Source organism: Borrelia turcica IST7 (assembly GCF_003606285.1).
GTDB classification, from domain to species: Bacteria; Spirochaetota; Spirochaetia; order Borreliales; family Borreliaceae; genus Borrelia; species Borrelia turcica.
Window position 1 is genome coordinate 252,100 of record NZ_CP028884.1, and the last position, 26,931, is coordinate 279,030.

Genomic DNA, 26,931 nt, shown 5'->3' on the forward strand with positions numbered 1-26,931 from the left:
ATGGTTTATACACGCTCTAAAGAATTTGCTTCAGAATTCTTAGGCACATTTATTCTATTAGCACTTGGAACAGGTTCAGTAGCTATGACAGTATTATTTCCATCAAGTCCTACTGTGGTAGGAGAAGTAATAAAGGGGGGCTATACCAATATCGTATTTGGATGGGGTTTGGGTGTAACATTTGGTGTTTACACAGCTGCAAGAATTAGCGGAGCCCATTTAAATCCTGCTGTTAGCATTGGACTAGCTGTCACTGGAAGATTCCCGATGTCAAAACTCTTTCACTACATCATAGCTCAAATGCTTGGAGCTTTCTTTGGAGCTCTAATGACATTAATGGTATTTTATCCTAAATGGATAGAAATAGACCCTACTTTTGAAACTACTCAAGGTATTATGTCTACTTTCCCTGCTGTTCCTGGTTTTTTGCCTGGATTTATTGATCAAATATTTGGAACATTCTTATTGATGTTTTTAGTTTTAGTTGTCGGGCAGTTTGTAAAAGAAGGAGCTAAAAATCCATTCTTTCCGTTTATTATTGGAGCAATAGTGTTGTCTATTGGAATAAGCTTTGGGGGTATGAATGGTTACGCTATTAACCCAGCAAGAGATTTAGGACCAAGATTACTACTATTAGTGGCTGGTTTTAAAAACCACGGTCTTGATGACATTTGTATAACTCTCATTCCTGTATTAGGTCCAATAATTGGTGCTGTTTTGGGTGCTATAGTTTATGGGTTTACTTTAGAAGAGAAAGAAAAATCTTAAGTATAATCCAATTACAAGTTATTCAAATATGTTAAAGAAGGAGAAATTATTATGAAGTACATCCTATCTATTGACCAAGGTACAACTAGTTCAAGAGCAATAGTATTTGACAAAAATGCGAACATAAAAGGACTCGCACAAAAAGAATTTACACAAATTTACCCACAAACCGGTTGGGTTGAACATGACCCTAATGAAATATGGGGATCTCAATTAGGAGTTATAGCAGAAGCATTAGCAAATGCAAGAACTTTTCCCAGTGAAATTGAAGCAATTGGAATCACAAATCAACGAGAAACCACAATTATTTGGGACAGAAGCACAGGATATCCAATTTACAATGCAATAGTCTGGCAAGACAGAAGAACAGCACCAATTTGCGATAAACTTAAAGCAGAAGGAAAAGATAAAATTATTTTACAAAAAACAGGTCTTATATTAGATTCTTACTTTAGCGGTACAAAAATAAAATGGATACTAGATAATGTTGAGGGAGCAAGAGAAAGAGCGGAAAAGGGAGAATTATGTTTTGGAACAGTAGACACTTGGCTACTATGGAATCTTACTAAGGGTAAGGTACATACTACAGACTATTCTAATGCATCAAGAACTTTACTTTTAAATATCAAAACACTTGAATGGGATGACGAGCTTTTACAAATATTAGACATACCAAAAGCAATTTTACCCGAACTTAAACAAAGCTCTGAAATATATGGTAAAACTGATTCTTCTCTATTTGGATCAGAAATCCCTATTGCAGGAATTGCTGGTGACCAATTTGCAGCAACATTTGGACAAGCATGTCTTAAGAAGGGAATGGCTAAGAATACCTATGGAACTGGATGTTTTGCTACTGTTAACATAGGTCATGAACCCGTTATTAATGACAAAAATCTTTTAACCTCAATTGCATGGAGAATAAATAATTCAACAACCTATGTCCTTGAAGGAAGCGTTTTTATTGGAGGAGCTGTAGTTCAATGGTTAAGAGATAATTTAGAACTATTTAGAAAAAGCTCTGACGCAGAAGCGTTAGCAACTTCCGTAAATGACAATGGAGGAATTTATTTCGTGCCAGCATTTGTAGGTCTTGGTGCACCTCACTGGGATTCCTACGCTAGGGGCACAATTATTGGAATCACAAGAGGAACAACTAAAGCACATATTACAAGAGCTGCACTTGAAAGCATCGCACTACAAAGTTTTGATGTATTAACAGCAATGAAAAATTCTATTCAGAACTTTGAAATACATGAAGTAAGAGTTGACGGAGGAGCTAGTCAAAATGATTTACTCATGCAATTTCAAGCTGATATTTTACAATGTAATGTTGTTAGACCAAAAATTACAGAAACAACTGCTCTTGGAGCTGCTTATCTTGCAGGTCTTGCTGTGGGCTACTGGGAAAGTGCTGAAGAGATTACAAACCTCTGGCAATCAGATAAAATCTTTGAGCCTTCAATGGAAAAAAGCAAAAGAGAAAATTTGATTTATAATTGGAATAAGGCTATTGATAGAGCAAAAGCTTGGATTAAATAACCAAACAAACTAGTCTTGATTAAAATATTGGTAGGTTAGTAAGATTAAAATTTTGCGTCTAATATTTTAATAAAGGTACGATAATAAATATAGCGGAGATAAATATGGCAAAATTATTTAATTTTCTCAGTCCAGCACCTCACATAGAAAGAGTAGACAAAAAAATAGAAGATTCACTATACAAAAGATTGAGGCTTCAAGTATTCGTGTCAATATTCATTGGATATGCTGGTTTTTATTTAACAAGAAAAATTTTTTCATTTGCTATGCCAGAACTCGAAAAAGAAGGTTTTGGGAAAGGCCAATTGGGTATAATTTTATCTGGCGTTTCAATTGCATATGGATTCTCTAAATTTATAATGGGGAATGTCTCAGATCGAAGTAATCCTAGATATTTTTTATCTCTAGGATTACTCTTGACCGCTGTGATTACTGTTATATTTGGATTATTTCCTTGGAATTCAATTGAAACAACAACAGCAGTAGCACTCATGTTCATTTTAATGTTTTCAAACGGATGGGTTCAGGGAATGGGATGGCCTGCTTGTGGGCGTACTATGGTCCATTGGTGGTCAACAAAAGAAAGGGGAATAACTGTTGCTACTTGGAATGTAGCTCACAATACAGGAGCAGCCTTCTCGGGTATTATATCATCTTGGGCTCTGCTTCACTTCAACGAATGGCAAGCTGTACTTTATGTACCAGCAGGAATAGTAGTAGGAATTGCTATATTTGTTCTCCTTACACTAAGAGATACTCCTCAATCTGTAGGACTACCGCCAGTTGAAGAGTACAAAAACGATTATCCTGAAAACTATACAAAAAAATTAGAAGAAGAGCTTAACGCAAAAGACATCTTTATAAAATATGTTTTTAATAATAAGCTGCTTTGGTATATAGCTATTGCTAACGCATTTGTGTACTTTGTCAGATACGGTGTTCTGGATTGGGCTCCTACATACCTATCGCAAGTAAAACATTTTTCTATAAAAGATTCAGGATGGGCATATTCCCTTTATGAGTTTTCAGCTATTCCTGGAACAATCATTTGCGGGTGGATATCCGACAAAGTTTTTAAAGGGAGACGAACTGAGACTGGAATAATTTTCATGGCTGCTACTCTTGTTACAGTAATTATCTATTGGCAATTACCAGAAAATACTCCGACCCTTACAACTACTCTTTTGGCAATAATAGGATTCTTAATTTACGGACCTGTTATGCTCATTGGACTTCATGCTCTTGATCTTGCGCCCAAAAAGGCAGCCGGCACTGCCGCAGGATTTACAGGATTATTTGGATATATAGGAGGTTCTGTAGCTGCTAGTGCTATTACAGGATTTGTATTGCAATACTTTAACTGGGATGTATATTTTTATCTATTAATAACTTCTTGCTTACTTGCAATAATATTTATAAGTCTAACATTTAGACAAGAAAACAAAATAAATGGGAACAATAAAAGAACATAATAATTATATGGAAATAGAAGATTAACAACTATATAATGTAGTGATCATAATATAAGAGGTTGTAAAATGAAACAAATAAAACTTAAATTATTGCTGTTCTTAATAAGTTCTCTTTTCATTATTTCTTGTGAGAAGGAAAAAGTAAGTATGAATAAAGCGTTACCTCTAGTCATAGCTCATAGAGGTGCTAGTGGTTATTTACCAGAACATACATTAGAGGCTAAAGCATTTGCTTACGCTTTAGGAGCTCATTACCTAGAGCAAGACATTGTTCTGACAAAAGATGATATTCCTATTATAATGCATGACCCAGAAATTGACACAACAACAAATGTTGCAGAAATATTTCCTGAAAGAGCCAGAAAAGATGGGAGATATTACTCGGTTGACTTTACATTAAGAGAGCTTAAATCGCTAAAACTTAGTGAAAGATTTGATCCTAAAACTGGAAAACCAATATATCCTAACCGTTTCCCCTTAAATGAATACAATTTCAAAATTCCAACTCTAGAAGAAGAAATACAATTCATACAAGGATTAAACAAAAGTACAGGGAGAAATGTTGGAATCTATCCTGAAATTAAAAAACCCTTTTGGCATAAGCAACAAGGTAAAGATATATCTAAGATCGTAATAGAAATGCTAAATAAATATGGTTATAAATCAAAGGAAGACAAAATTTATCTTCAAATATTTGACTTTGATGAACTTAAGAGAATAAGAGAAGAACTTGGTTATAAAGGAAAGCTTGTAATGCTTATTGGCGAAAACGATTGGAATGAGGCACCAACAGACTATGAATACATTAAATCAGAAGAAGGCATAGCAGAAGTTGCAAAATACTCTGATGGGATTGGCCCTTGGATACCTCAAGTCATAATTGATGGAAAAGTAACAGGACTTACTTCCTTAGCGCATAAGCACAAAATGGAGGTTCATCCTTACACTATGAGAATTGACGCATTACCTTCTTATGTAAAAGACGCAAATGAACTACTAAATTTACTATTTAATAAAGCAAAGGTAGATGGAGTATTTACAGATTTTCCTGATGTAGTATTAGGCTTTATAAGAAAATAAATTTATTATTAATAATAAGGAGAATATTTAATTTTTATGAGTAAAAATGAAGAAAAAGAACTAAAAGATCTTGATAATCAAGATTTTGACCTAATAATAGTTGGTGGGGGAGCAACAGGCCTGGGCATCGCAATAGATTCCATTACAAGAGGGAATAAGACTTTGCTTATTGAAAAATTTGACTATGCAAAAGGTACATCCTCTAGATCAACCAAGCTAATACATGGTGGTGTAAGATATTTAGCTCAATTTAATATACCCTTAGTAAAAGAAGCACTTTATGAGAAAGCATTACTCGAACAAAATGCCCCTCATTTAGTGAATGAATGCGCTTTTGTTACGCCTATATATAACATTTTTAGCCTACCCTACTACTATTTTGGACTAAGTTGGTATCATAACCTTCTTGGAAAGCATAAAAAAGCTAAGTACAAAACAAGATTATTATCAAAATCCGAGACAATAGAGAGAATTCCAAATATTAAAACAGAGGGTCTTAAATGTTCCGTGCTCTATTATGATGATTCTTTTGATGATGCCAGAATGGCAATAAGTATGCTTAGAACTTTTACCGAAAAAGGTGGGATTGCATTCAATTATACAGAACTTATAAGTTTTACTAAAGAGAATGGTAAAATATCAGGGGCTGTTATTAAAGATAAAACAACTGATACACAAGTTACTATAAAGAGTAAATGCATAATAAATGCAACAGGGATTTTTGCAGACGAGATTAGAAAAATAGATGACCCTAGTGCCCCTAACATTATTAGACCTTCTCAAGGAACACATCTAATACTTAAGAAAGATAAATTTCATACAGACTATGCAATGCTTATGCCTAAGACAAGTGATAATAGAGTCTTATTCGCACTACCTTGGCACGATGGAGTTGTTTGTGGAAGCACAGATGTTTCAATAGATAAAATTGAAGAAGAGCCTAAGAGCCTAGAAAGTGAAATTGAATTCATAATAGACAATATGAACGATTATTTAAATACTAAAATAAGTAAGAGTGATGTTAAGAGCGCTTATGCAGGTATTAGACCACTAATAGTAGATCCTAAAGGAGAGCAAAACACCTCAAAAATATCAAGAGATGAGAAAATATTTATCTCAGAATCAAATCTTATTACAATTGCCGGGGGTAAATACACCACTTTCAGAAAAATGGCCGAAAAGACTCTAAAAAGAGCAATAGAAGAAAAATTAATATCTGACTCAATCTCTACTACAGAAAACTTAAAGTTGCACGGTTACTTAGAAAAGGAAAAAGTACTCAATATTCCTGAACCCTTTAGAGTCTATGGAAGTGATTTTAAAATTTTAAGTGAAATGGAAGGATTTAATAATAAGATTCATGCTGATTTATCATTAAATGAAGCTCAAATCACCTTTGCTATTGAATTTGAACAAGCAAAAACTGTAGAAGATATTTTATCAAGAAGAACAAGATCACTTCTATTAAATGCAAAAGCCACAATTGAAGCTACACCAAAGGTTGCTGAGATTATGATGCAAAAACTTGGCAAATCTGAAGAATGGAAGAATGATCAAATAAAAACCTTTACAGAGACAGCGCAAAAATATTTAGTTTAATTAAAAGGGGGATGCTAAAATCCTCCTTTTTTAAAATTCAAACAAATAATTATTTATAACTATCACTTCACAAAAATGATATGCAATTTTCAATAACATCTCTTTTTATCATGAATCTAAATAAAAGCAACATAACAACTTTGAAATAGTAACATAACAACTAAAGAATAGAGAACAAATAACCATTGCATACTTAAACTACCTCCTATTTCAATTATTCATGTATGGCAACTACCCAATATAATATGTCATAAAACCAAAATTATTAGATTATATGTCACAAACTACGGCTAATATATAAAATAAATTATGGCATTTATACTAACTTAAAATTAAGCTTCATCTAAGTAGATTTACAAGTAATCCTTGAATTTCTTCAAGACTACTTAAAAGTTTAATCTGAGAAACTTGATTTTGCAAAACCGAATAAGCAAGCTTATCAAGCTTTTCATTAATAATTCTAATAATGCGATACTTGGGTCTCTTTACCTCTCCACTACTCCCTCCCTTTTGTTCCTTAAGAGAAATAGAAGACGATAAGACAATAGATAAAAATTCCGCTATAGTTTTCTTGTAAAAAATTACATTTTGACGAGAAGGCTCGCTTAAAAGCTTTTCTCCAATATCATTAATCTCATCTAACATATTTTTAATAAAATCAAGATTAAATTCACCATTTTCAAGCAAAATAAAATGTTTATCTTCTTTTACAAATTCTGATTTAAATACTGAAGAAAAAACATTTGACTTACCAACATCAACCTTCTTTTTATTCTTTTTATAATCTCTCGGTTCAAGATTTAAAGCACCTGCTACTAAATTATTAATCTTCATCTATTTTACTCATATCATTGAATAAGTATTTATTACTCTCTTCTATTTGAAAATCCCTAACGATCCTTTCTCCTTTCATTTCCTTATTCACTTCAATTAAAATATCTTCATCTACCTTATAAGAACCTGTATAAATAAATACATCTTTCTCAGATAGTCCAAGATTTCCAGTACCAATATTCATATATCCATCAATAATTGCACCTTCTTCAACTTCAATTGACCTGCACGAAATATTGCCAATCACACATCCTGACTGAAAAACCTTAATTTTATTGTCAGCATAAATGTTTCCAAGAACTATTCCAGAAATAACAATCTCATTTGCATTAATATTTGATTTAATTCTCCCCGTTTCTCCAATTATAACCCTCTTAGTAGAACTAATAGTTCCAAGAAAATCACCATCAATGCGAATAAAATTATTTGAAATTAACTCCCCTTTAAAAAAATCATTTTTCCCTACTATCGTTTTGATTTCATCAAAAATAAAAGTTGACGCAATTTTCTTATTCTTATTTATACTCAAAAAATTCAACATCTATTTTGAAGCTCCCGTTGATAAATTTAAATACATATCCGGATTTATAACTTGAGACCCTATTCGAACTTCATAGTGAAGATGAGGTCCTGTAGAATACCCTGTTTGTCCAAGAAATCCAATCACTTGACCTTTTTTAACATAAGAACCCTTTGAAGTGTTTAAGCGAGACAGATGTGCATAAAGAGTTGAAAGTCCATACTTATGCTTAATTTGAACAAAATTACCATAACCCGTTGATTGATGACTAGCTCTAATAACCTCTCCATCAGCAGCTGCAACAATAGCTGTTCCAATTCTCACTCCCGCAAGATCTATTCCCTTATGAATATACCATTGTCTAGTAAAAGGCTCAATAGCTGGCCCAAAATGCAAAGAAATAATACCGTCTCCTTTAATAATCGGCCAAAGCGAAGGAATATCATTTAACAATTTATTTTGAGAATGAAGTAATTTAACTATACTCTTAAGAGGAGGAATAGAGCCCTCTATTGTACTTTTAACATTTTTAAGATCACTCAATTCTTTGATTGCATTAGCCTCTAATACTTGCAAATCAAGAAAATCTGCAAGATCACCATCTAATTTGTTACGGTTCAAATCAATATTACTTTCCTTTATTTTCAAGGAAGTTCTAAGTTCATCTAACACCCTAGAAAAATTACTAGCAACAGAATTAATCTCAACAACTGTGTTTCTAAAATCTTCAATCTCCGTTTCCGCAAGTTCATAATTTTTCTCAGTAGACTTAACAATAGATGTAAGAGTAACATAATTAACAGCTAGTAAAACAAACCCTATAAAAATAACAAGAAAAAATAAAAAAAATAAAAAAAGAGTCAATAAAGAAATCTTGATATTCTTAACATTCCCTTTAACATGAGGAACAATCATGAAGCTAACATTTTGACTAAAAAAAGAGTAAATATTATTTAAAACTTTAAGAAAAGAACTAAAGATTACAAAGCAAAGCTTACCTAGTCCCTTTAAAAATAAGATAATTTTATACCTCATTTTCTTTTTCATCACAGACTCTACCTCACTCACTAATTTATAAAGCTAAAACACTTAACCCCATTTTAAATGTTAATTAAACTCTAAATATTGAACAAATGTTACTTCATTTTAAAATTTGCTTACCTTGTAATCATTATCTCATAATAATTCACAAATTAATCACCACAAATGCTTACAGTAACAATGTTACAAGTGACGTAAAAATATACAAACCAAAATAAATGATTTATTATTTATACAATGAAAACATTATTTTTTGCAACTACTAATATAAACAAAATAAACGAAGTAAAGCAAATTTTAAATATCCCTAATATAAAACTTGAAATTCCTAAAAATTTTGATGTACAAGAAACAGGTACAACTTTTAAAGAAAATTCCTTACTCAAAGCAAAAGCTTTATTTGAACTTTTAGATAGGAAACAACATGTTTTTAGTGAAGATTCTGGACTATGTATTGAAGCTTTAAATCTAGAGCCTGGCATTTATTCTAAAAGATATGACAAATATAAACTTGGAAAAAAACTCAGTACTCACGAAAAAAATCAGCTCATTATCGATTTAATGAAAAATAAAGAAAATAGAGCAGCGTATTTTGTATGTATAATTAGCCATATTTCAACAGATGGACAAATAAGTAACTTTGAAGGTGTCTTTAATGGTAGCATTGCTTCTAATATTGATTATTGTCAAAAAAATGGATTTGGATATGATCCAATTTTCCTAACTAATAACAATAAAAGACTCAGTGAATTGAATCTTTCAGAAAAAAATAAAATATCCCATAGAGGAATTGCATTTACTAAATTTAAAAAATTTATAATAAAAAATTTAGCTTAATACCAAAATTCAAGAATCGACCACATATAAATATTTGATTTCTTGTAAAATTGGAAGCAAAGATTTAAAATAATTACTATTCATATTTACAATTAATGTCCTATTAAAGTAAAGGAGAAAATTTAATGATAGATAGAAGTAAAGTCAATGAAGATGACAAATGGGATTTATCTTCTTTATTTAAAAGTAATGAAGAATATAAACAAGAGGTAAAAGAAATCAAATTAAAACTTGAAGAGTTTAAGAAATATGAAAACCTAGAATTTGATTTAAACGCATTCAAACAGTCTCTAAACGCTTATTACGAAATTGCAGAAAAATTAGAAAGAACAACTTATTACACTTATCTTCAACTAGAAACAGATGTAAGTAATAAAGATTCAAATGAACTTAGAACAATAAATGTCAACTTAGAAACAGAAGTATCAAATACTACTTCATTTTTTATTCCAAAAATATTAAAGGCAGACATAAAACAAGTAAAGGAGTGGCTTGAGGATAGCGAACTAAAAGATAAAAAAATAGCTGTTGAACACATACTAAGAGAAAAAGAACACATTTTAAGTGAAGATGAAGAGAAAATATTAGCTAATTATACTTCTCTTTATTCATCTTATAATGACATATTCTCTTCACTAACAAATGCTGATATGGAATTTGGAGAGATTGACGGGAAACCTTTAACTAATTCCACCTACAGCTTATTTCTTCATAATGAAAATCAAGAGATAAGAAAAAATGCTTTCTTAAAATTTTACAAAGAATATCAAAAACATGAAAATACATTGTCCAATCTTTTAATTGCTGATATAAATAAAAATAAATTTTTGGCCAAAACAAGAAAATTTGAAGACACTATTTCAATGAAGCTTTTTAAAAATAATATTGACAAAAAAGTTTATACAAATTTAATTGAAACAGTTAATGAAAATTTATCCACTCTTCATGAATATTATGACTTTAGAAAAAACATACTCAATCAAGAATATCTTAATCACTATGATGTTTATGTTCCTCTAACAAAAGACATAAAATTTAAAAATTCTTTTAATGAAGCTTGTGAAAAAATCTTACATTCTTTAGCAATACTAGGAAGTGAATATACTGAAGTGCTAAGAAAAGGATTTTTTAAAGAGCGTTGGGTTGATATTTATGAAAATAAAGGGAAAAGGTCAGGAGCTTTTAGTGCAGGGTCTTACAATGGCAAACCTTACATACTCATGAATTATAAAGACGAATCAATAAGAGACATGTTTACTTTAGCTCACGAGGCAGGTCATTCTATGCATTCTTATTTCAGCATTAAAAATAATCCATTCCCCCAATATCAATATTCTATTTTTGAGGCAGAAATAGCATCCACAGTGAATGAACAAATACTTGCAGATTACTTACTACAAAATGAAAAAGATATTGAAAAAATAAAATACATAAAATTAACCCAAATAGATGATCTACTTGCAACATTTTTCAGACAAACAATGTTTGCTGAATTTGAATATATTATTCATAGTATGATTAATAAAGATGAACCTGTGGTAAAAGACACACTAAAGACAACTTATGCCAATTTACTAAAAAAATATTTCGGTTCAAGTCTTAAGCTTGATGAAAATAGCTCTCTTGAATGTCTTAGAATTCCTCATTTCTATTCACCCTTCTATGTGTATCAATATGCAACAGGAATTACAGCTGCTCTTTTAATATACAAAAACATAAAAGAGAACAAAAAAGATGCAATTAAGAATTACATAGAATTTTTAAAGACAGGAGGTTCAAAATATCCCTTAGATTCTTTAAAAGTTACCGGAGTTGATTTAACATTAAAATCAACAATAGAAAATACAATTAATATTTTCAAAGAACGTCTTGAGGATGTAAAAAAATTATTCTAATAAAGGGGCAGGCTTTTGAAAAACTTAAATCTCATTGTAGCTTGGTCAGTACATATTTTAACAGCTTCTGGTTTAATAGTTGGTTTTTATTCAATAATCGCCATAGTAAATGGCGATTATTCTCTTTTATTAAAACTCACAATTATAGGGCTTATAATTGACGGGATTGATGGGACATTGGCAAGAAAATTTAAGATAAAAGAATTAATCCCAACAGTTGATGGTGCTCTTCTTGACAATATTGTAGATTATATAAACTATACATTTATTCCTACAATATTTTTTTATTATGGCTACTTCATAAAAGATGAATACAAAATAATAATCTGCATTGGCATTTTATTCGCATCAGCATATCAATTTTCAAGAATAGATGCAAAAACAAGCGATGATTTCTTTAGAGGTTTTCCTTCTCTATGGAATTTCTTAATAATTTTCAATCTCATTTTCAATATAGGGCAAACTACAAATCTCATTATAATACTAATATGTCTTGCCTTAAGCTTCGCACCAATTAAATTCATTTATCCGTCAAAAACCAAAGAATTTAAACTTTTAACAATTCCCTTAACAATATTAACTTCTTTAATATTAATATTGGCAATATTTATAAAGCTACCAGAATCTTATTTAAAAATATCAAAAATGCTAATAATTTTTTACCTTTTATATCTCACCTTAATTAGCTTGTATTTAACATACAAGACAAGAAGAAAATAACGAGAAATTTATGCATATAATACTAGAATTTATAGATCTCAATATAGGCTATGCTCCCATGGTATTCTTTACACTACTTATCCTTGCGGGATTTAACATTCCAATTTCCGAGGATGCAATAGTAATAATGGGTGGCATACTTTCTAGTCGAAAAAGTGAATACACAATCTTAATATTTTTAGGAATTTTCTGGGGAGCATATATTGGCGATATAATTTCATTTTACATAGGAAGATTTTTAGCATATAAACTATTTAGGAAAGAAACAAAAGTTAACAAACTCATAGATACAATGAATTACTACTATGGAAAATATGGAAGTTTAACTCTCTTTTTGGGCAGATTTATTCCATTTGGTGTCAGAAATGCAATATTTATATCCGCAGGAATGGGAAACATGAGGCCTCGTCATTTCCTTTTAGCTGATTTCTTTGCAGCTATTATATCAATTACAATTTACTTTACTTTAAGCTTTAAAATAGGAGAATCATTTAAAATGATATTTCCTAAAATAAAAATAATACTATTAATAGCATTTATCGCATTATCCATAATAATTTTAATTGTGTTTTTTATAAAGAATAAAAAAACACAAAAAGTTGACAAACATTTTAAATAAAAAATATAATTGTTTGTACGCTGTGGTGGTGGAAGTGGTAGACACGCTAGCTTGAGGGGCTAGTGGGTGAAAGCTCGTGCTGGTTCAAGTCCAGTCCACAGCATTATTCAAAAGAACCTTACCCTCATTAATTCAAGTTAGTAAAGAATTAAAACATCAATTTACTTTTCAATAAAATAGCTATAAAATGTAGAAATAGTGTAAAATTTTTTAAAATAACGATTTCATTCACTGAGAGGCTAAATGTCTGAATACAGTTTCAAACAAATAGAAAAAAAATGGCAAGATTATTGGGATAAACATAAAACATACAAAGTTGATGAAGATCCGAGTATTCCTAAAGAGAAAAGAATTTACATTCTTGACATGTTTCCTTACCCTTCAGCTAATGGACTTCATGTCGGACACCCCGAAGGTTACACCGCAACTGATATATTAGCAAGATATAAACTTTTAAATGGATTTAATGTACTTCATCCAATGGGATTTGATAGTTTTGGACTTCCTGCAGAGAATTATGCAATACAAACAGGAACTCATCCAAAAAAAATAACAGAAGATAACATTAAGAAATTTAAAGAACAAATTAAAGCATTAGGATTTGCATATGACTGGGATAGAGAAATTAGAACTCATGATGAGAACTACTACAGGTGGACACAATGGATATTTCTAAAATTATATAAAAAGGGTTTAGCTTACACAAAAGAAATGCCTGTTTGGTATTGTCCTACTCTTGGAACAGTATTATCAAATGAAGAAGTTATACAAACATCTAGCGGTCCAAAGTCTGAACGAGGGCTACACAAGGTAGAACGGAAACCCTTAAGACAATGGATACTTAAAATCACAGAATATGCAGAAAGATTAATTGAAGACCTTAAGGAGGTAGACTGGCCTGAATCGGTTAAAGAAATGCAGAAAAACTGGATTGGAAAATCAATAGGAGCTGAAATCGAATTTGAAGTAAAGGACAGCAAAGAAAGAATTAAAGTATTTACTACAAGACCAGATACAATCTTTGGTGTAACCTATTTAGTTCTAGCACCAGAGAATAAAATAGTAGATAAAATAACGAAAGATGAACTTAAACCCCTTATATCAGATTACAGAAATAAAGAATATCTTAAAAGCGACCTTGAAAGAACTTCTCTTGAAAAAGATAAAACAGGACTATTCACAGGAGCCTATGCTATTAATCCAATTACTCAAGAAGAAATCCCAATATGGATAGGTAGTTATGTACTTGGATCTTACGGAACTGGGGCTGTAATGAGTGTTCCAGCACATGATGAGAGAGATTTTGAATTTGCTAAAAAGTACAATTTAGAAATAAGACAAGTAGTTTCAAAGACAGGAAATAACGAAATACTAGAAAAAGCATTTATTGAAGATGGGGTTTCTGTTAACACACCTAAAGAATTTAATAATCTACAAACTAGCGAAGTAAAAGAAAGAGTAATAGAATGGCTCATTAGGAATAACAAGGGAAAGAAAAAGGTTAATTACAAACTTAGAGATTGGGTTTTTTCAAGGCAGAGATACTGGGGCGAACCTATTCCTATTTTACTTGATGAGAAACTAGATGAAACACCACTAGAAGAAGATGAATTACCTCTAAGACTCCCAGAAATAGAAAATTATAAACCATCAGGTACAGGTGAATCTCCTTTAGCAAGAGTTCACGACTGGGTAAATGTAAAATATAATGGAAAAATATACAAGAGAGAAACAAATACAATGCCTCAATGGGCGGGCTCCTGTTGGTACTATCTTCGCTATCTTGACCCAAATAATGAAAAAGAATTTGCTAGTAAAGAAAAAATTAACTACTGGATGCCAGTTGATCTTTATATTGGAGGTGCTGAGCACTCCGTATTACATCTCTTATACGCAAGATTTTGGCACAAAGTACTATATGATTTAGGATATGTTAACACAAAAGAACCATTTACGAAACTTATAAATCAAGGAATGATAACATCATTTGCATATCAAGATGAAAACGGAATTCTCATTCCTAATGATGAGGTCATACAGAAAGACAATAAATTTTTTTCCAAAAGTAATAACAAAGAATTAAAACAAATAGTTGCTAAAATGTCAAAATCATTAAAAAACGTAATAAACCCAGATGACATTATTAATGAATATGGAGCTGACTCAATGAGAATTTATGAAATGTTCATGGGACCTTTAACTGATTCAAAACCTTGGAATACACAAGGACTAATTGGAATTTTTAGATTTTTAAATAAAATCTGGGCTATTAAGAATAAAGAACTAGTAACAGAGACAGCCCCTAGGGGAATCATATCCGAACTTCACAAAACAATAAAAAAAGTAACAGAAGATATAGAAAATCTAAATTTCAACACCGCAATATCATCATTAATGATATTTGTAAATGAACTTTTAAAATATGATAAAAACTATAAAGAAATATTTAACCCCCTTACTATCATACTATCACCATTTGCACCCCACTTAGGAGAAGAATTGTGGGAGTATATAGGAGAATCCTCTAGCATATTTAAGAATGCAAAATGGCCAAAATATAATCAAAGTCTTATTATTGATGAAACAAGAGAAATTGTATTGCAAGTCAATGGCAAAATAAGAGACAAAATTGTACTAAGTAAAGGAACAGATGAGGATATTCTTAAGGAAATTGCACTAAAAAATAACAAAATTATACAAAATATAGAAAACAAACAAATACTCAAAATAATTACGGTTAAAGATAAGCTTATAAACATAGTAATAAAATAAAGAGGCAGAAATGAATTTTGAGAAACTAACCATTAAATACAGACTCCTTATATTCCTTATTTTCACATTAATAACTATTTTTTTAGCTTTTTTTTTGAAAAACATAGAATTTGATTCTAATATTCTAAAGCTTATCCCAAAAACCGAAGAAACTGAGAGAATAATAGACATAGACAAAAGTAATTCACTCTTATCAACAATTGTAATATTTAAAGATAAAAAGAGTATTTTTAATAAAGAAACCTTTGAAAAAATTAATAAAGTAGCAAATGATATAACTAATATATTAAAAGTACCCCCTAACTCTGTTACAAGCATATTTACCTACTTTCCACAATTTAAAAAAGATATTTATACAGATGAAGAAATAAATGAAATAAGAGAAAAAGTAAATTCAACATCATTTATAAAAAATACATTCTTAAACAACGATGAAACTTTAACCTATTTTATAGTTGTTCCCACAGAAAGCGAAAAAACAAATTTTAGTAGAAGCTTAAAAAGCGAACTTGAAGAAATGGAAGCCACAATTAAAAGATATGAAACTGATGAACTTAAGCTTTATTTGACAGGAGATCTTGTAGTAAGAGAAAAAATACTCAATTATATGGCTGACGACTTTAAATTTTTAGGTCCCTTAGCTACTCTTGTAGTCATTTTATCACTTTATCTTGTTGTAAAAAACATAGCAGGAGCCTTCATACCCGTACTCATTGCAACATTTGCATTAGCTTGGACTTTTGGAATTAAAGGACTTGTGAGGTCTCCTATTACTGTTCCAGAAACCACAATGATTGTATTACTTATTTCGATTGGATGTGCTAATGCCGTACACATAATAAATGGAATACTTAAGAGAATAAAAAAAGAATCTTTTTCTAAGGAAACAATAATTACTACAATAAAAACTTTAAGAGTACCAATACTTTTAACCTCTCTTACAACAGCTCTTGGCTTTTTGTCATTAATGACTTCATCAATTCATGCATATAGAACAATGGGAATTTTTATGGCAACAGGAGTAATTATTGGAATGATTATGTCCTTATTAGTATTACCTGGAATACTAGTTTACATTCCATTTAAACATAAAATAATAAATAAAAGCAAAATCACCAAAAACAGCTTTCTTGAAAAACTTTCAATAATAAACCAGAAAATCACAAATTGGATACTAAGCAATAAATATCTATCGTCTATCATAACTCTATTTATTTTATTCATATCTATTGTAGGCCTTCTAAGAATAGAAATTAACTTTGATGAAAAAGATTATTTTCAAGAATATACAAGCGTAAAGCAAACATTAAATTTGATGCAAAAAGAGATAGGAGGAATTTCAATCATTAAAATTGAAATCAAAGGCACTCCTGGAGCATTTAAAAATGCAAAAAATATGAAAAATTTGGATTTAATTACAGATAAGATTGACGCATTTAGTGATAAAACACAATCTAGCTCAATAAACGGTATCATAAGATTTATGAACTTTAAATTTAAGAAAGAAAATCCGAATGAATACAGGCTCCCTGAGAATCAACCCATATTAAATAAGCTAATTCTTTTAATTAGCAGAAGTAATTCCATTAAAAACATGACCAAAATGTATGTCAATGACGATTGGTCTCAAATATCAATTATTGTAAGAATTGATAAAAATTCAACTGAGGAAATAAAAATCTTCGCAGATTATGCAAGGAATTTACTTAACAAGCATATGCCAGGATATGAATATCACTTCTCAGGTGCTTATGACAAAATATTGATATCTAAAACTATGGTAGCAGAACAAATTACTAATATTATTACAACACTTAGTGCAATAACAATATTGCTAATGATATTCTTTAAATCAATTAAAACTGGAATAATCATTGCAATTCCAGTAGCATGGTCCGTATTCCTGAATTTTGCTGTAATGAGACTTTTTGGTATAACACTAAATCCTGCAACAGCAACAATTGCATCCGTTAGTATGGGTGTAGGAGTAGATTATTCAATTCACTTTTTTAATGCATTCAAATTAAATTATCAAAAAATTAACGATTATAAAAAGGCTTTACTTGAATCAATTCCCAATGTATTTAATGGAATTTTTGCAAATTCAATATCAGTAGGTATAGGATTCTTAACATTAATATTTTCTACTTATAAAATAATCGCAACACTTGGCGCCATCATAGCTTTTACAATGCTAACAACTTCTCTTGCTTCACTCACACTACTCCCATTACTTATTTATCTCTTCAAGCCTAAAATTAAAGCATTAAAGATAGTAAGTGAAAAAACAACATTATAAAGTAATAGAACTCAACATAATACTTAAAATAATAATTTAATAACCTCATTCATATTATTGACTAGATGAAAATTTATTCCATTCTTAATGTTAATAGGTATTTCGTCAAGATCCACTTTATTTGCTATAGGAATAATAACATGCTCAACTCCACTTCGCTTAGCCGCGATTATTTTCTCTCTCAATCCTCCAATGGCCATTACATTTCCCGTTAATGATAATTCTCCAGTCATAGCCAAATGAGGTCTAACAGCTTTATTAAGAGCCAGTGATATAAAAGCACTGGCAATAGTAATACCAGCAGAAGGCCCATCTTTTGGAATAGCACCTTCTGGTATATGTAAGTGAATCATATACTTCTCAAAAAAAGACTTGTCTATCTTAATTTTATTTCTAATACTGTTTACATAAGTAAATGCAATATTTGCAGATTCCTTCATAACATCGCCAAGTCTACCTGTCAATTTAATCCCAGAAGACTTGGCTTCCGTTTTGACAGTCTCAATTATCAAGGTTGAACCTCCATAATTTGTCCAAGCAAGACCCATTACCATACCTGGAGACATAGCCTTGTTTAAAAATTCTTCTTTTCTAAACACAGGCACACCAATATATTCTTCCAAATTTTCCTTAGATATTTGGTAAGATTTAATAGATTCATCCTCAACAAGCTTTCTTGCAACTTTTCTTACAATCTTCTTTATATACTTTTCAAAATTTCTAAGCCCATTATCTCTTGCATATTCTCTAGCAATCTGAACAAGAGCTGAACCTTGAAATTTTAAAGAATCTTTACTAACTCCATTCTCCTTTAAAACCTTAGAAATTAAATATTTTCTTGCTATTTCTATTTTCTCATCATCAACATATCCTGAAAGCTGAATTACTTCCATTCTATTTAATAAAGGATTAGGTATTGTCTCAACAGAATTAGCTGTCAAAATAAAAAACACATTAGAAATATCAAAAGGCAAGTCTAGGTAATGATCTCTAAAATTAATATTTTGTTCAGGGTCTAAAACTTCAAGAAGAACTGAAAATGGATCACCATAATTAGATGATGAAACTTTATCAATCTCATCTATTAAAAAAACAGGAGAATTTGTCTTTGTAATCCTTAATCCCTGAATAATCTTTCCTGGCAAAGCACCAACATAAGTCCTTCTATGTCCCTTAATCTCTGATTCATCCCTCATACCACCTACAGAAAACCTGAAAAATTTTGTCTTAAGAACCTTAGCAATAGCTGTCCCTATTGAAGTTTTACCAACTCCAGGAGGTCCAACTAAAAGCATAATAGCTCCTCGTTGAGATTTCCTTAATTTAAGAACAGAAATATATTCAATAATCCTATCTTTAACTTCCCCCATTCCATAATGTGTCTTATCTAAAATCTTTTTTGCTTTCTGTAAATCAAATTTATCAAAATCAATCCTAGACTCTCCCCAAGGAAGATTAGTAATAAGTTCAAGATAATTTCTAACCACAATATACTCTGACGAATTTGTCTCAAGAAATGAAAATTTTTCAAGTTCCCTCTCCACTGCTTCTAAAGCTTCACCCTTTAATGCCAAAGAGTTTATTTTAGCTTTAAGTTTCACAAAATAACTATTCTTATCATCTCCTAAACCAAGTTCAGCCTTAATAGCTTTAAGTTGTTCTTTTAAAAAGAATTCTTTTTGTTGTTTTTCTAACTTTTCCTGAATACCCCTAGTAATTTTATTTTGAATTTCAATTAAATTTAATTCTTCATAAATTAATTCTAAAACCTTTTTAAGTCTATCCTTTATACTTAAAGTCTCAAGCACTTCTTGATGAGATTCTTTTGAAGATGAAATCATTCCTGCTACAACATCACATAATCGACCCTTATCCTCAATGTTTACCATATTTAACTGAACTTCCGGCATCTTCCTATGTGAAAATATTTCTTTTGTCCTAAGCAAAATGCTACTATAGATTGCCTTTGACTGTAAATCATCTTTCTTAACTGGAATCTGCTTTAAATACTCAACCTCAATTATTGGAAAATCTTCATTAAGAACAACCTTAACAAACTTAACCCTGTCAATAGTTGAAACAAAAATATTATATCCACCATCAGGAAGATTAATTTTTTTCACTATCTTAGCAGTAATACCAACAGAATAAACATCCCGTTTATAATTGATAGCTATTTTATCGCTCTTATTTCCAGTTTTTTCTAAAAACTTATCACGCAAAACAAATAAGGAGACAATACCATTGCCCTTATTAACATAATCAACAGCTTTCATATCAGTATCAGAAACTATAATAATCGGAATAAACATACCCGGGAATATAGGGTGTGATGGAACTGCAATTAAAGGCACTCTTACAGGCTTATCAAAATGAGGTAAAATGGCAGCAGAATCATTTGAATGCTTTTTCCCCTTAGAGTCAGTGTTTTTTAATTCTTCCATAAAAGATTAAATCTCCTTAAGCTCAATTATAACAAAAGAAAATTTTTATGAAAATTCATTTAATATTGAATTCTTTTATTATACAATAATGTATAATGCAGTTTAATAAAATTAATGCTATCATAATAACTTCATATCATAAAAAGAATTATTATTTTTTAAGTTTATTTCATCCAAAAGGAATCATTAATACAATTGTTTACAGTTCCACCATAAAAAAATTTAAATCAAACATTAATACGTTAGTGAAGGCCAATTTTGAGATCGTAAAAGAAAATAATTTATGTAAAATAATAGAAGTCAATGACGAAGAATTTATTTTAAAAGATCTAACTTATGAAAAACTAATAATCATTAATCTTTGGTTAAAATTAATTAATTTAAGTTTTGACGACGGAGAATGTTTTGAGTTATTCACAAAAGCTACAGATGTTCTTAACACTTCAACTATGGAAAAAGCATATTTAGTTGACTTACAATACAAGATAAGATTTTTAATAATAAAAGGCTTTCTCTATTTATCAAATTCATGTTTCACATGTAATAAACAAATAGAAAATAATTATCATTATGACACGCATATTAATGGTTTTAATTGCATAAATTGTACTAGTAACAAAAATCACTATATTAATACAGAAAGTTTTAAATATTTAAAAGATACAATTCAAAAGAATATAAGTTCTTCCTTACTCATAGATTTACCCAGTAAATCAAAAGCACTTATTGAATTTATGATAAAAAATAAAATAAATGCAGAATTTGAAAAAACATTACTCTAAATAAAACAAACTGGAAACAAGAAATGAAAATTTGGAAAAAAAAAGAAATTGATATAAAAAAAGAAGACATAATAAATATTACAAAGAAATATAATATTAGCCTCCTTGAAGCAACACTGCTCATGAGAAGAGAAATCAAGGAAGAAGACTTTTTGTTCTTTATTGAAGATAGTGTAAATTTAATGCATAATCCTTTCCTACTCAAAAACATAGATAAATTCATTTATAGAATAAATGAGGCTATTGAAGAGAATGAAAATGTATTAATCTTTGGAGACAAAGACGCTGACGGAATCACGGCTACAATCATAATGTATGAAACACTTAAAGATTTTGGTCTTAATGTAACATACAAGATACCCTCTAATGGAGAATTTTATGGCATTACAAAAGAACTAATTGACAAAGCTCATGAAGATAAAATATCAATAATAATTACCGTTGATTGTGGTATTTCTAATATTGAAGAAGCAAATTATGCAAGATCAAAAAATATAGAAGTAATTATTACAGATCACCATCTTCCCAACAAAGAGCTTGACACAGAAATTATTATTATTAATCCCCATTTAAAAGGCGATTTATCTCCATTTAAAGAAATAGCTGGATGCTATGTTAGCTTTAAAGCATGTCTTGCCTTCTATCTATCCACCACCAATCTTTATAACAAAAACATTGTGTTTTTATTTTTAGAAAAAATGAGTAATAAAATTGTTCTTGATGCAATAGAGATAAATAACTACATTTTAAAAAAACATCTCTCACTAGAAAGCAATAATGACCTACAAATTAATATCAATAAGCTAGAAGCATTTTCAAAAGACAAATACATAATCGTATTTAACAAAAATGAACAAAATCAACTTTTAAATGAATTCTTTAATCAAAAAATAGATATTGAAACAATTGATATTAGTGAAGATTTTATAAGAAAATATCCAAAATTTGCTAAAAAAACACTAAAAGAACTCATTCAAATTATAAAGTACTTTAAATATAAAGAAACTCATATCAAAGACAAGCTATATTATGTTTTTTATAACATCTTATTTGAAATAAATAAAGATTTACTAAAAAAATGCCTTAAAAATCTTAAATTTGTTGCAATAGGAACCATTGCTGATAATATGCCAATTATTAATGAAAATCGAATAGTTGTAAAAGAGGGACTTAAAGAAATTGCACTAAAAGAGAGAATTCCCATTAACTGTTTACTAAAAGATGCTAACTTATTAACAAAGCCAATAATAAACTCATCAGATATAGCTTTTAAGATTGCTCCTATATTGAATTCAACAGGAAGGCTTGAAAAAGCAGATATTACAATTAAATTTTTATTAAACGAAGACATTAATAACATAGAAAACAAGTTTAAAGAAATTAAAAATATAAACACTTTAAGAAAACAAAAGGAAGATATCTCTTGGAATACACATAACGAGAATACCATTTTCAAAAATGATAAATTCATTGTATGTTATGACAAACATACTCCAAAGGGTATTAGTTCTAGAATGGCAACAAGACTGTCCTCTTACTATCAAAAAGTTGCTGTTTTTTTGACAAAACAAGGCAATATAATTAAAGGTTCTATAAGATCAAACAATAAAATCAATTCAAAAGATTTAATCTCAATGATACCATGCTCTTTATTAATAAATTCTGGAGGTCATAAAGCGGCCGCTGGTTTTACGCTTTATGAGGATGTGCTAAATGAGTTCATTAAAAAACTTGAACATGCTCTTGAAGAAATAGAATACAATGATTTACGTGAAGACTCCATACTCATTGATGCCATTATACCCAAAGACTTTAAAAAAGAAGAGCTTTTAAAAATAATTGACTTATTTGAACCTTACGGACATGGATTTAGAGAATTTATCTTAACCATGGAAGATGTATCCGTTCAAGATCTCAGAACAATTGATAAAAATGGGACTTCAAAACATATAAGCATGAAAATTAAAAATAATCAAGACTACTACAGAGCTATTTACTTTAACGGTACTAAAAATATTCAAGAGCTCGGGATTAAAGATGGACAAAATATAGATATAATATTCACAGTTAGCGAAGATTTCTACAATCAAAGTGATAAAATTCTAAAAATTATGGACATTAAAAAGAGAGTAAATTAATGCTTAGCATAAAAAGCTTTATTCTTATGAGCTTCATTATTTTATTCAATATTAATGTAGCAAATGATACTGCATTAATGGGTTGTTATAAAAGAGAAGTTTTTCAAGGAGAATGCACTTACTTTGCAAGCAACAAAAATTTTAAAAAACTATCCCTATTAAGTAATAATAAAAAGCCTATTTTAAGCTCTTATCCCTTTAAATTTAAAGTAGATAACAAAACATATCATATAGCTCTACTAGGAATTACACCAATGATTAAAGAAGGAATAAGGGAAATTGAAATAGAATTTGAGAATAAAAAATACATCAAGGAAATAGAAATAAAAAAATTCGAATTTAAAAAAACAACTGTCAAGTTAGATAAAAAAAAAGCAACACTTTTTAAGCGTCAAAAGTCAGCAAAAGCCAAAGAACAAGCTCTCATATTATGGAATATAATTGGAAACATAGGAGACACAACAATATACCACTACGATACCTTAGTTCACCCTATCAAAGACCAATATAGAATAAGCAGTCCTTATGGAGACCAAAGAATTTATATGCAAGACAATAAAAAAATATCAAAACTCACAATGCATAACGGTAAAGATTATGCGACTTTTAAAAGAGAAAAAACACCTATTTTCGCAGCTGGCAGAGGGAAAGTAGTATTTGCAAGAGATAGGGAAATTACTGGAAAAACTGTAATTATTCAACACTTACCGGGTGTATTTACAATTTATTTACATCTATCAAAATTTGGAGTTACAGAAAACAAAATAGTTCACACAGGAGAATATATTGGACATGTTGGAAACACAGGAATTTCAACAGGACCTCATCTACACTTTGAAGTTAGAATTAATGGAGTTGCTATAAATCCAGATTTCTTCTTAGAACACATGCTTATTGACAAAAATAGAATAATCAATCATATTAAAAGAATAGAGTAATAAAGGGGGTGATTTTTTGGTAACTGTCAATGTGGACAAAAATGAAGGTCTAGAAAAAGCATTGAAACGTTTTAAAAGAATGATTGAGAAAGAAGCAATAATTCGAGAATGGAAAAGAAGAGAATACTATGAGAAGCCGTCCACCATTCGAGTGAAGAAAGAAAAAGCATTCAAAAGAAAACAAGCTAAAAAAGTCAGAAAATTAAAACAAAAAATTGGAAGACAATAAAAGAGAGATATTCTACATTGAATATCTCTCTTTTATTTTAAACTAAATAAAGACATCTCGTGGTTTTGAGCCCTTTATAGGACCTACATATCCCATCTCTTCCATAAGTTCAATAATCCTTGCAGCTCTATTGTACCCTATTTTGAGTCGTCTTTGCAGATAGGAAGCAGAGGCCTTCTTAGTAGAACGAACAATCTCAAGAGCTTCTTCAAACATAGGTTCATCTGAAGGGTCAAGAGCTACCTTATCTGCCTCACCTACACTATCAATAAATATCTCATCATCAATATAATTTGGAGCGCCAAATTTCTTCACCTCTTCAACTAATCTGTAAACTTCCTTTTCATTCAAAAATCCACCTTGAATTCTTTGAGGGAAAGGAGTAGTAGGACTAACATAAAGCATATCCCCTCTTCCTAAAAGCTTCTCAGCACCTGAAGTTCCAAGAATTATCCTTGAATCCATAGCACTAGCTACCATAAAAGAAATTCTTGAAGGAAAATTAGCCTTTATTACTCCCGTAATAACATCAACAGACGGTCTTTGAGTAGCAAGAACCAAATGTATTCCAACAGCCCTAGCCATAGCTGCAAGTCTAGAAATTAAATTCTCCAAATCTTTTCTTGCAGAAAGGATAAGATCTGCAAATTCATCAATAATAATTACAAGATAAGGCAAAGGGACTTCATTTAATCCCTCTTCTATTATTTTTCTATTATAAGCATTAATATCTCTGACAAGAAAATTATCAAGAAGTACATATCTTCTCTCCATCTCATCAAGACACCAACGAAGAGCCTCTAAAGCTCTATTTACATCAGTAATAACAGGAGTTAGCAAATGTGGAATATCATTAAAAAGCTTAAGTTCAACTATTTTAGGATCTATCATTATAAGTTTAATTTCATCTGGTGACTTAGAAAAAAGAATAGAAGCAATAAGCGAGTTAACACAAACTGACTTACCAGCCCCAGTAGCACCTGCTATTAAAAGGTGAGGAGCATTAACAAGATCAAAAACAACATTACCTCCACTAATTTCTTTACCAAGTGCAAAAGGAATTTTGAAATTATCTCTAAATTCTTTACTATCTATTATCTCTGAGATTAAAATAAACTCACGTCTTTTATTAGGAATTTCAATCCCTACAGCTTCTTTGCCAGGTATTGGTGCGATAATCCGAACTCTAACTGCTGCAAGCCTTAGGGCAATGTTATCCGATATAGAAGTTATCCTTGAAAGCTTAATACCCTTGTCGGGACGAACAGCATACATAGTAACAACAGGGCCTTTAATAACATCAATAAGCTTAGCATTAATATTAAATTCTTTAAAAGTTTCCTGTAAAATCATTGATTGTTTTTGAATCTCTCTCTCATACTCAATGTCTTCTGTCTCACTCTTGGGCTCTCTTTTATCAAAAACAGAAATATCTATAAAATAGTCACTATTGTTTCTATTTGCTAATAAATTTTCACCTGAAACTTTAGCAATACTATCTATTATTCCCTTATGCCTTATATCACTAGCCTTAATTTTTCCACTAGCTACAAGCTTATTACTATCAAACTTTGACAACGGTTTATACCGAGATTCATCACTATCTAAATCATATTGAGCATCTTGCAAATCTTGATTTTCCATTAGTCTTTCATCTAATAATGTCTTATCCAATCCCTTTGACTGGTCAAAAACAGTTTTATCTAAATTCACACTAGAAGGTTTATTAGACTGTCTTAAAAATGTATTAAAAGACCACAATGCTTGATACTCTTCCCCATTAATAATATTATCCCTTTCACTAGAAGGTTCATTTTTATCCAAATCATTATCAAAATCTTCATATACTTTAATGTCTTTTTTAACCCTTAAAGAGCTTAAAAAAGGAAAATAAGCAAACAAACTTTCAAACAAGATTTTAAACTTAAATCCTAAAAACTGAACCGTATCTAGTATAAAATTAGTATTCTTGAAAAAGACATAATTCAAATAAATCCAAATAATAAATTCTAAAATTAAAACAAGAAAAATAAAAAAATTACCAAGAACTATTCCAAAATTACTCAAAAACCAATTAATAACATTAGAACCTTCAAGCTTAGAATTAATTTTTAACCAAAATGTTAGCGTAAAAAATAAAATAACTGTATAGTTCCAGTTAAATATAAATCTCTTACTAAGCATATTGTTTTTATAAACATACCAATTTACAAGAGGATAAAGTATTAAATAAAATGACAGAAATGAGAAAGTATTTAGCAACATTTGCCCTATTAAGTTAAAAATAAAAAATACAAATATATTCCCTATGGGAGTTAATGCTACACAAAGAGAAAATGATATAATAGCCAACATAAAAAAAAACAAAAATTGAAAATACTGATAAAAATTCTTCATACACT

At 30.0% G+C, this 26,931-nt stretch carries 20 protein-coding genes and 1 tRNA gene; 16 read left to right on the forward strand and 5 right to left on the reverse strand.

All coding sequences use genetic code 11. From position 1 onward, the window contains the following. The 5 genes from DB313_RS01225 (at position 1) to DB313_RS01245 (ending at position 6,461) form a co-directional block, all read left to right on the forward strand. Complete coding sequence (locus DB313_RS01225; RefSeq protein WP_120104047.1) at positions 1 to 768, forward strand: MIP/aquaporin family protein; 768 nt, start codon at positions 1 to 3, stop codon at positions 766 to 768. Between the two features lie 51 nt (positions 769 to 819). Continuing rightward, positions 820 to 2,310 carry a glycerol kinase GlpK gene (gene glpK, locus DB313_RS01230; protein WP_120104048.1) on the forward strand — a complete coding sequence of 497 codons (1,491 nt, stop codon included), beginning with the start codon at positions 820 to 822 and terminating at the stop codon, positions 2,308 to 2,310. Positions 2,311 to 2,414: 104 nt separating this feature from the next. Then, on the forward strand, positions 2,415 to 3,782 hold the full coding sequence (gene glpT / locus DB313_RS01235) for a glycerol-3-phosphate transporter (protein ID WP_120104049.1): 1,368 nt from the start codon (positions 2,415 to 2,417) through the stop codon (positions 3,780 to 3,782). A gap of 66 nt (positions 3,783 to 3,848) precedes the next feature. Next, positions 3,849 to 4,862 (forward strand): glycerophosphodiester phosphodiesterase, encoded by a 1,014-nt coding sequence (glpQ, locus tag DB313_RS01240; RefSeq protein ID WP_174220833.1) that lies wholly within the window; start codon positions 3,849 to 3,851, stop codon positions 4,860 to 4,862. A 36-nt stretch (positions 4,863 to 4,898) separates the two neighbouring features. After that, positions 4,899 to 6,461 (forward strand): glycerol-3-phosphate dehydrogenase/oxidase, encoded by a 1,563-nt coding sequence (locus tag DB313_RS01245; RefSeq protein ID WP_120104050.1) that lies wholly within the window; start codon positions 4,899 to 4,901, stop codon positions 6,459 to 6,461. 339 nt (positions 6,462 to 6,800) lie between these two features. On the opposite strand, the gene DB313_RS01250 is transcribed toward DB313_RS01245, so the two are convergent. Genes DB313_RS01250 through DB313_RS01260 form a run of 3 tightly spaced genes read right to left on the reverse strand, consistent with a single transcriptional unit; the run spans position 6,801 to position 8,862 of the window. Further along, positions 6,801 to 7,295 (reverse strand): YaaR family protein, encoded by a 495-nt coding sequence (locus DB313_RS01250; RefSeq protein ID WP_120104051.1) that lies wholly within the window; start codon positions 7,293 to 7,295, stop codon positions 6,801 to 6,803. Beyond that, a complete protein-coding gene (locus DB313_RS01255; RefSeq protein WP_120104052.1) occupies positions 7,285 to 7,836 on the reverse strand; it encodes a bactofilin family protein in 552 nt (183 codons plus the stop codon). Before DB313_RS01255 ends, DB313_RS01250 begins: the two co-directional genes overlap by 11 nt. After that, positions 7,837 to 8,862, reverse strand: coding sequence for a M23 family metallopeptidase (locus tag DB313_RS01260; RefSeq protein WP_120104053.1), 1,026 nt, complete (start codon positions 8,860 to 8,862; stop codon positions 7,837 to 7,839). Positions 8,863 to 9,093: 231 nt separating this feature from the next. Between DB313_RS01260 and rdgB the strand changes: the two genes are divergently transcribed. From rdgB to DB313_RS01295, 7 genes are all read left to right on the forward strand, one after another. Next, positions 9,094 to 9,693 (forward strand): RdgB/HAM1 family non-canonical purine NTP pyrophosphatase, encoded by a 600-nt coding sequence (gene rdgB, locus DB313_RS01265; RefSeq protein WP_120104054.1) that lies wholly within the window; start codon positions 9,094 to 9,096, stop codon positions 9,691 to 9,693. Positions 9,694 to 9,818: 125 nt separating this feature from the next. After that, positions 9,819 to 11,588: an oligoendopeptidase F gene (pepF, locus tag DB313_RS01270; protein ID WP_120104055.1), complete on the forward strand. Its 1,770-nt coding sequence runs from the start codon at positions 9,819 to 9,821 to the stop codon at positions 11,586 to 11,588. A 15-nt stretch (positions 11,589 to 11,603) separates the two neighbouring features. Then, positions 11,604 to 12,308 carry a phosphatidylcholine synthase gene (gene pcsA / locus DB313_RS01275; RefSeq protein WP_120104056.1) on the forward strand — a complete coding sequence of 235 codons (705 nt, stop codon included), beginning with the start codon at positions 11,604 to 11,606 and terminating at the stop codon, positions 12,306 to 12,308. A 10-nt stretch (positions 12,309 to 12,318) separates the two neighbouring features. Further along, complete coding sequence (locus tag DB313_RS01280) at positions 12,319 to 12,927, forward strand: DedA family protein (protein WP_120104057.1); 609 nt, start codon at positions 12,319 to 12,321, stop codon at positions 12,925 to 12,927. A 19-nt stretch (positions 12,928 to 12,946) separates the two neighbouring features. Next, positions 12,947 to 13,030 (forward strand) — tRNA-Leu (locus DB313_RS01285). Between the two features lie 140 nt (positions 13,031 to 13,170). Next, positions 13,171 to 15,699 (forward strand): leucine--tRNA ligase, encoded by a 2,529-nt coding sequence (leuS, locus tag DB313_RS01290; RefSeq protein ID WP_120104058.1) that lies wholly within the window; start codon positions 13,171 to 13,173, stop codon positions 15,697 to 15,699. A gap of 10 nt (positions 15,700 to 15,709) precedes the next feature. Next, positions 15,710 to 17,998 (forward strand): efflux RND transporter permease subunit, encoded by a 2,289-nt coding sequence (locus DB313_RS01295; RefSeq protein ID WP_120104059.1) that lies wholly within the window; start codon positions 15,710 to 15,712, stop codon positions 17,996 to 17,998. Between the two features lie 23 nt (positions 17,999 to 18,021). Here DB313_RS01295 and lon read toward each other — a convergent pair whose 3' ends face one another. After that, complete coding sequence (lon, locus tag DB313_RS01300; protein ID WP_120104060.1) at positions 18,022 to 20,442, reverse strand: endopeptidase La; 2,421 nt, start codon at positions 20,440 to 20,442, stop codon at positions 18,022 to 18,024. 95 nt (positions 20,443 to 20,537) lie between these two features. On the opposite strand from lon, the gene DB313_RS01305 reads away from it, so the two are divergent. From DB313_RS01305 to rpsU, 4 genes are read left to right on the forward strand one after another with little or no spacing between them, the layout of a single operon-like run. Beyond that, complete coding sequence (locus DB313_RS01305; RefSeq protein WP_120104061.1) at positions 20,538 to 21,224, forward strand: hypothetical protein; 687 nt, start codon at positions 20,538 to 20,540, stop codon at positions 21,222 to 21,224. A 23-nt stretch (positions 21,225 to 21,247) separates the two neighbouring features. Further along, a complete protein-coding gene (gene recJ / locus DB313_RS01310; protein ID WP_120104062.1) occupies positions 21,248 to 23,362 on the forward strand; it encodes a single-stranded-DNA-specific exonuclease RecJ in 2,115 nt (704 codons plus the stop codon). Between the two features lie 26 nt (positions 23,363 to 23,388). Continuing rightward, positions 23,389 to 24,300, forward strand: a complete 912-nt coding sequence (locus tag DB313_RS01315; RefSeq protein ID WP_420808985.1) for a M23 family metallopeptidase — start codon at positions 23,389 to 23,391, stop codon at positions 24,298 to 24,300. Positions 24,301 to 24,316: 16 nt separating this feature from the next. Next, positions 24,317 to 24,529, forward strand: coding sequence for a 30S ribosomal protein S21 (rpsU, locus tag DB313_RS01320; RefSeq protein WP_120104064.1), 213 nt, complete (start codon positions 24,317 to 24,319; stop codon positions 24,527 to 24,529). Between the two features lie 42 nt (positions 24,530 to 24,571). Here rpsU and DB313_RS01325 read toward each other — a convergent pair whose 3' ends face one another. Next, the gene (locus tag DB313_RS01325) at positions 24,572 to 26,926 is read right to left on the reverse strand and encodes a DNA translocase FtsK (RefSeq protein WP_120104065.1); all 2,355 of its coding nucleotides are present in this window, start codon (positions 26,924 to 26,926) and stop codon (positions 24,572 to 24,574) included. Between the last annotated feature and the right edge of the window lie 5 nt (positions 26,927 to 26,931).

Bases quoted from the DNA above. Each gene is read 5' to 3' on its own strand.
- DB313_RS01225 (WP_120104047.1), top strand. From the start codon at position 1: ATGGTTTATACACGCTCTAAAGAATTTGCTTCAGAATTCTTAGGCACA.
- glpK (WP_120104048.1), top strand. From the start codon at position 820: ATGAAGTACATCCTATCTATTGACCAAGGTACAACTAGTTCAAGAGCA.
- glpT (WP_120104049.1), top strand. From the start codon at position 2,415: ATGGCAAAATTATTTAATTTTCTCAGTCCAGCACCTCACATAGAAAGA.
- glpQ (WP_174220833.1), top strand. From the start codon at position 3,849: ATGAAACAAATAAAACTTAAATTATTGCTGTTCTTAATAAGTTCTCTT.
- DB313_RS01245 (WP_120104050.1), top strand. From the start codon at position 4,899: ATGAGTAAAAATGAAGAAAAAGAACTAAAAGATCTTGATAATCAAGAT.
- DB313_RS01250 (WP_120104051.1), bottom strand. From the start codon at position 7,295: ATGAAGATTAATAATTTAGTAGCAGGTGCTTTAAATCTTGAACCGAGA.
- DB313_RS01255 (WP_120104052.1), bottom strand. From the start codon at position 7,836: ATGTTGAATTTTTTGAGTATAAATAAGAATAAGAAAATTGCGTCAACT.
- DB313_RS01260 (WP_120104053.1), bottom strand. From the start codon at position 8,862: ATGAAAAAGAAAATGAGGTATAAAATTATCTTATTTTTAAAGGGACTA.
- rdgB (WP_120104054.1), top strand. From the start codon at position 9,094: ATGAAAACATTATTTTTTGCAACTACTAATATAAACAAAATAAACGAA.
- pepF (WP_120104055.1), top strand. From the start codon at position 9,819: ATGATAGATAGAAGTAAAGTCAATGAAGATGACAAATGGGATTTATCT.
- DB313_RS01280 (WP_120104057.1), top strand. From the start codon at position 12,319: ATGCATATAATACTAGAATTTATAGATCTCAATATAGGCTATGCTCCC.
- leuS (WP_120104058.1), top strand. From the start codon at position 13,171: ATGTCTGAATACAGTTTCAAACAAATAGAAAAAAAATGGCAAGATTAT.
- DB313_RS01295 (WP_120104059.1), top strand. From the start codon at position 15,710: ATGAATTTTGAGAAACTAACCATTAAATACAGACTCCTTATATTCCTT.
- lon (WP_120104060.1), bottom strand. From the start codon at position 20,442: ATGGAAGAATTAAAAAACACTGACTCTAAGGGGAAAAAGCATTCAAAT.
- DB313_RS01305 (WP_120104061.1), top strand. From the start codon at position 20,538: ATGCAGTTTAATAAAATTAATGCTATCATAATAACTTCATATCATAAA.
- recJ (WP_120104062.1), top strand. From the start codon at position 21,248: ATGAAAATTTGGAAAAAAAAAGAAATTGATATAAAAAAAGAAGACATA.
- DB313_RS01315 (WP_420808985.1), top strand. From the start codon at position 23,389: ATGAGCTTCATTATTTTATTCAATATTAATGTAGCAAATGATACTGCA.
- DB313_RS01325 (WP_120104065.1), bottom strand. From the start codon at position 26,926: ATGAAGAATTTTTATCAGTATTTTCAATTTTTGTTTTTTTTTATGTTG.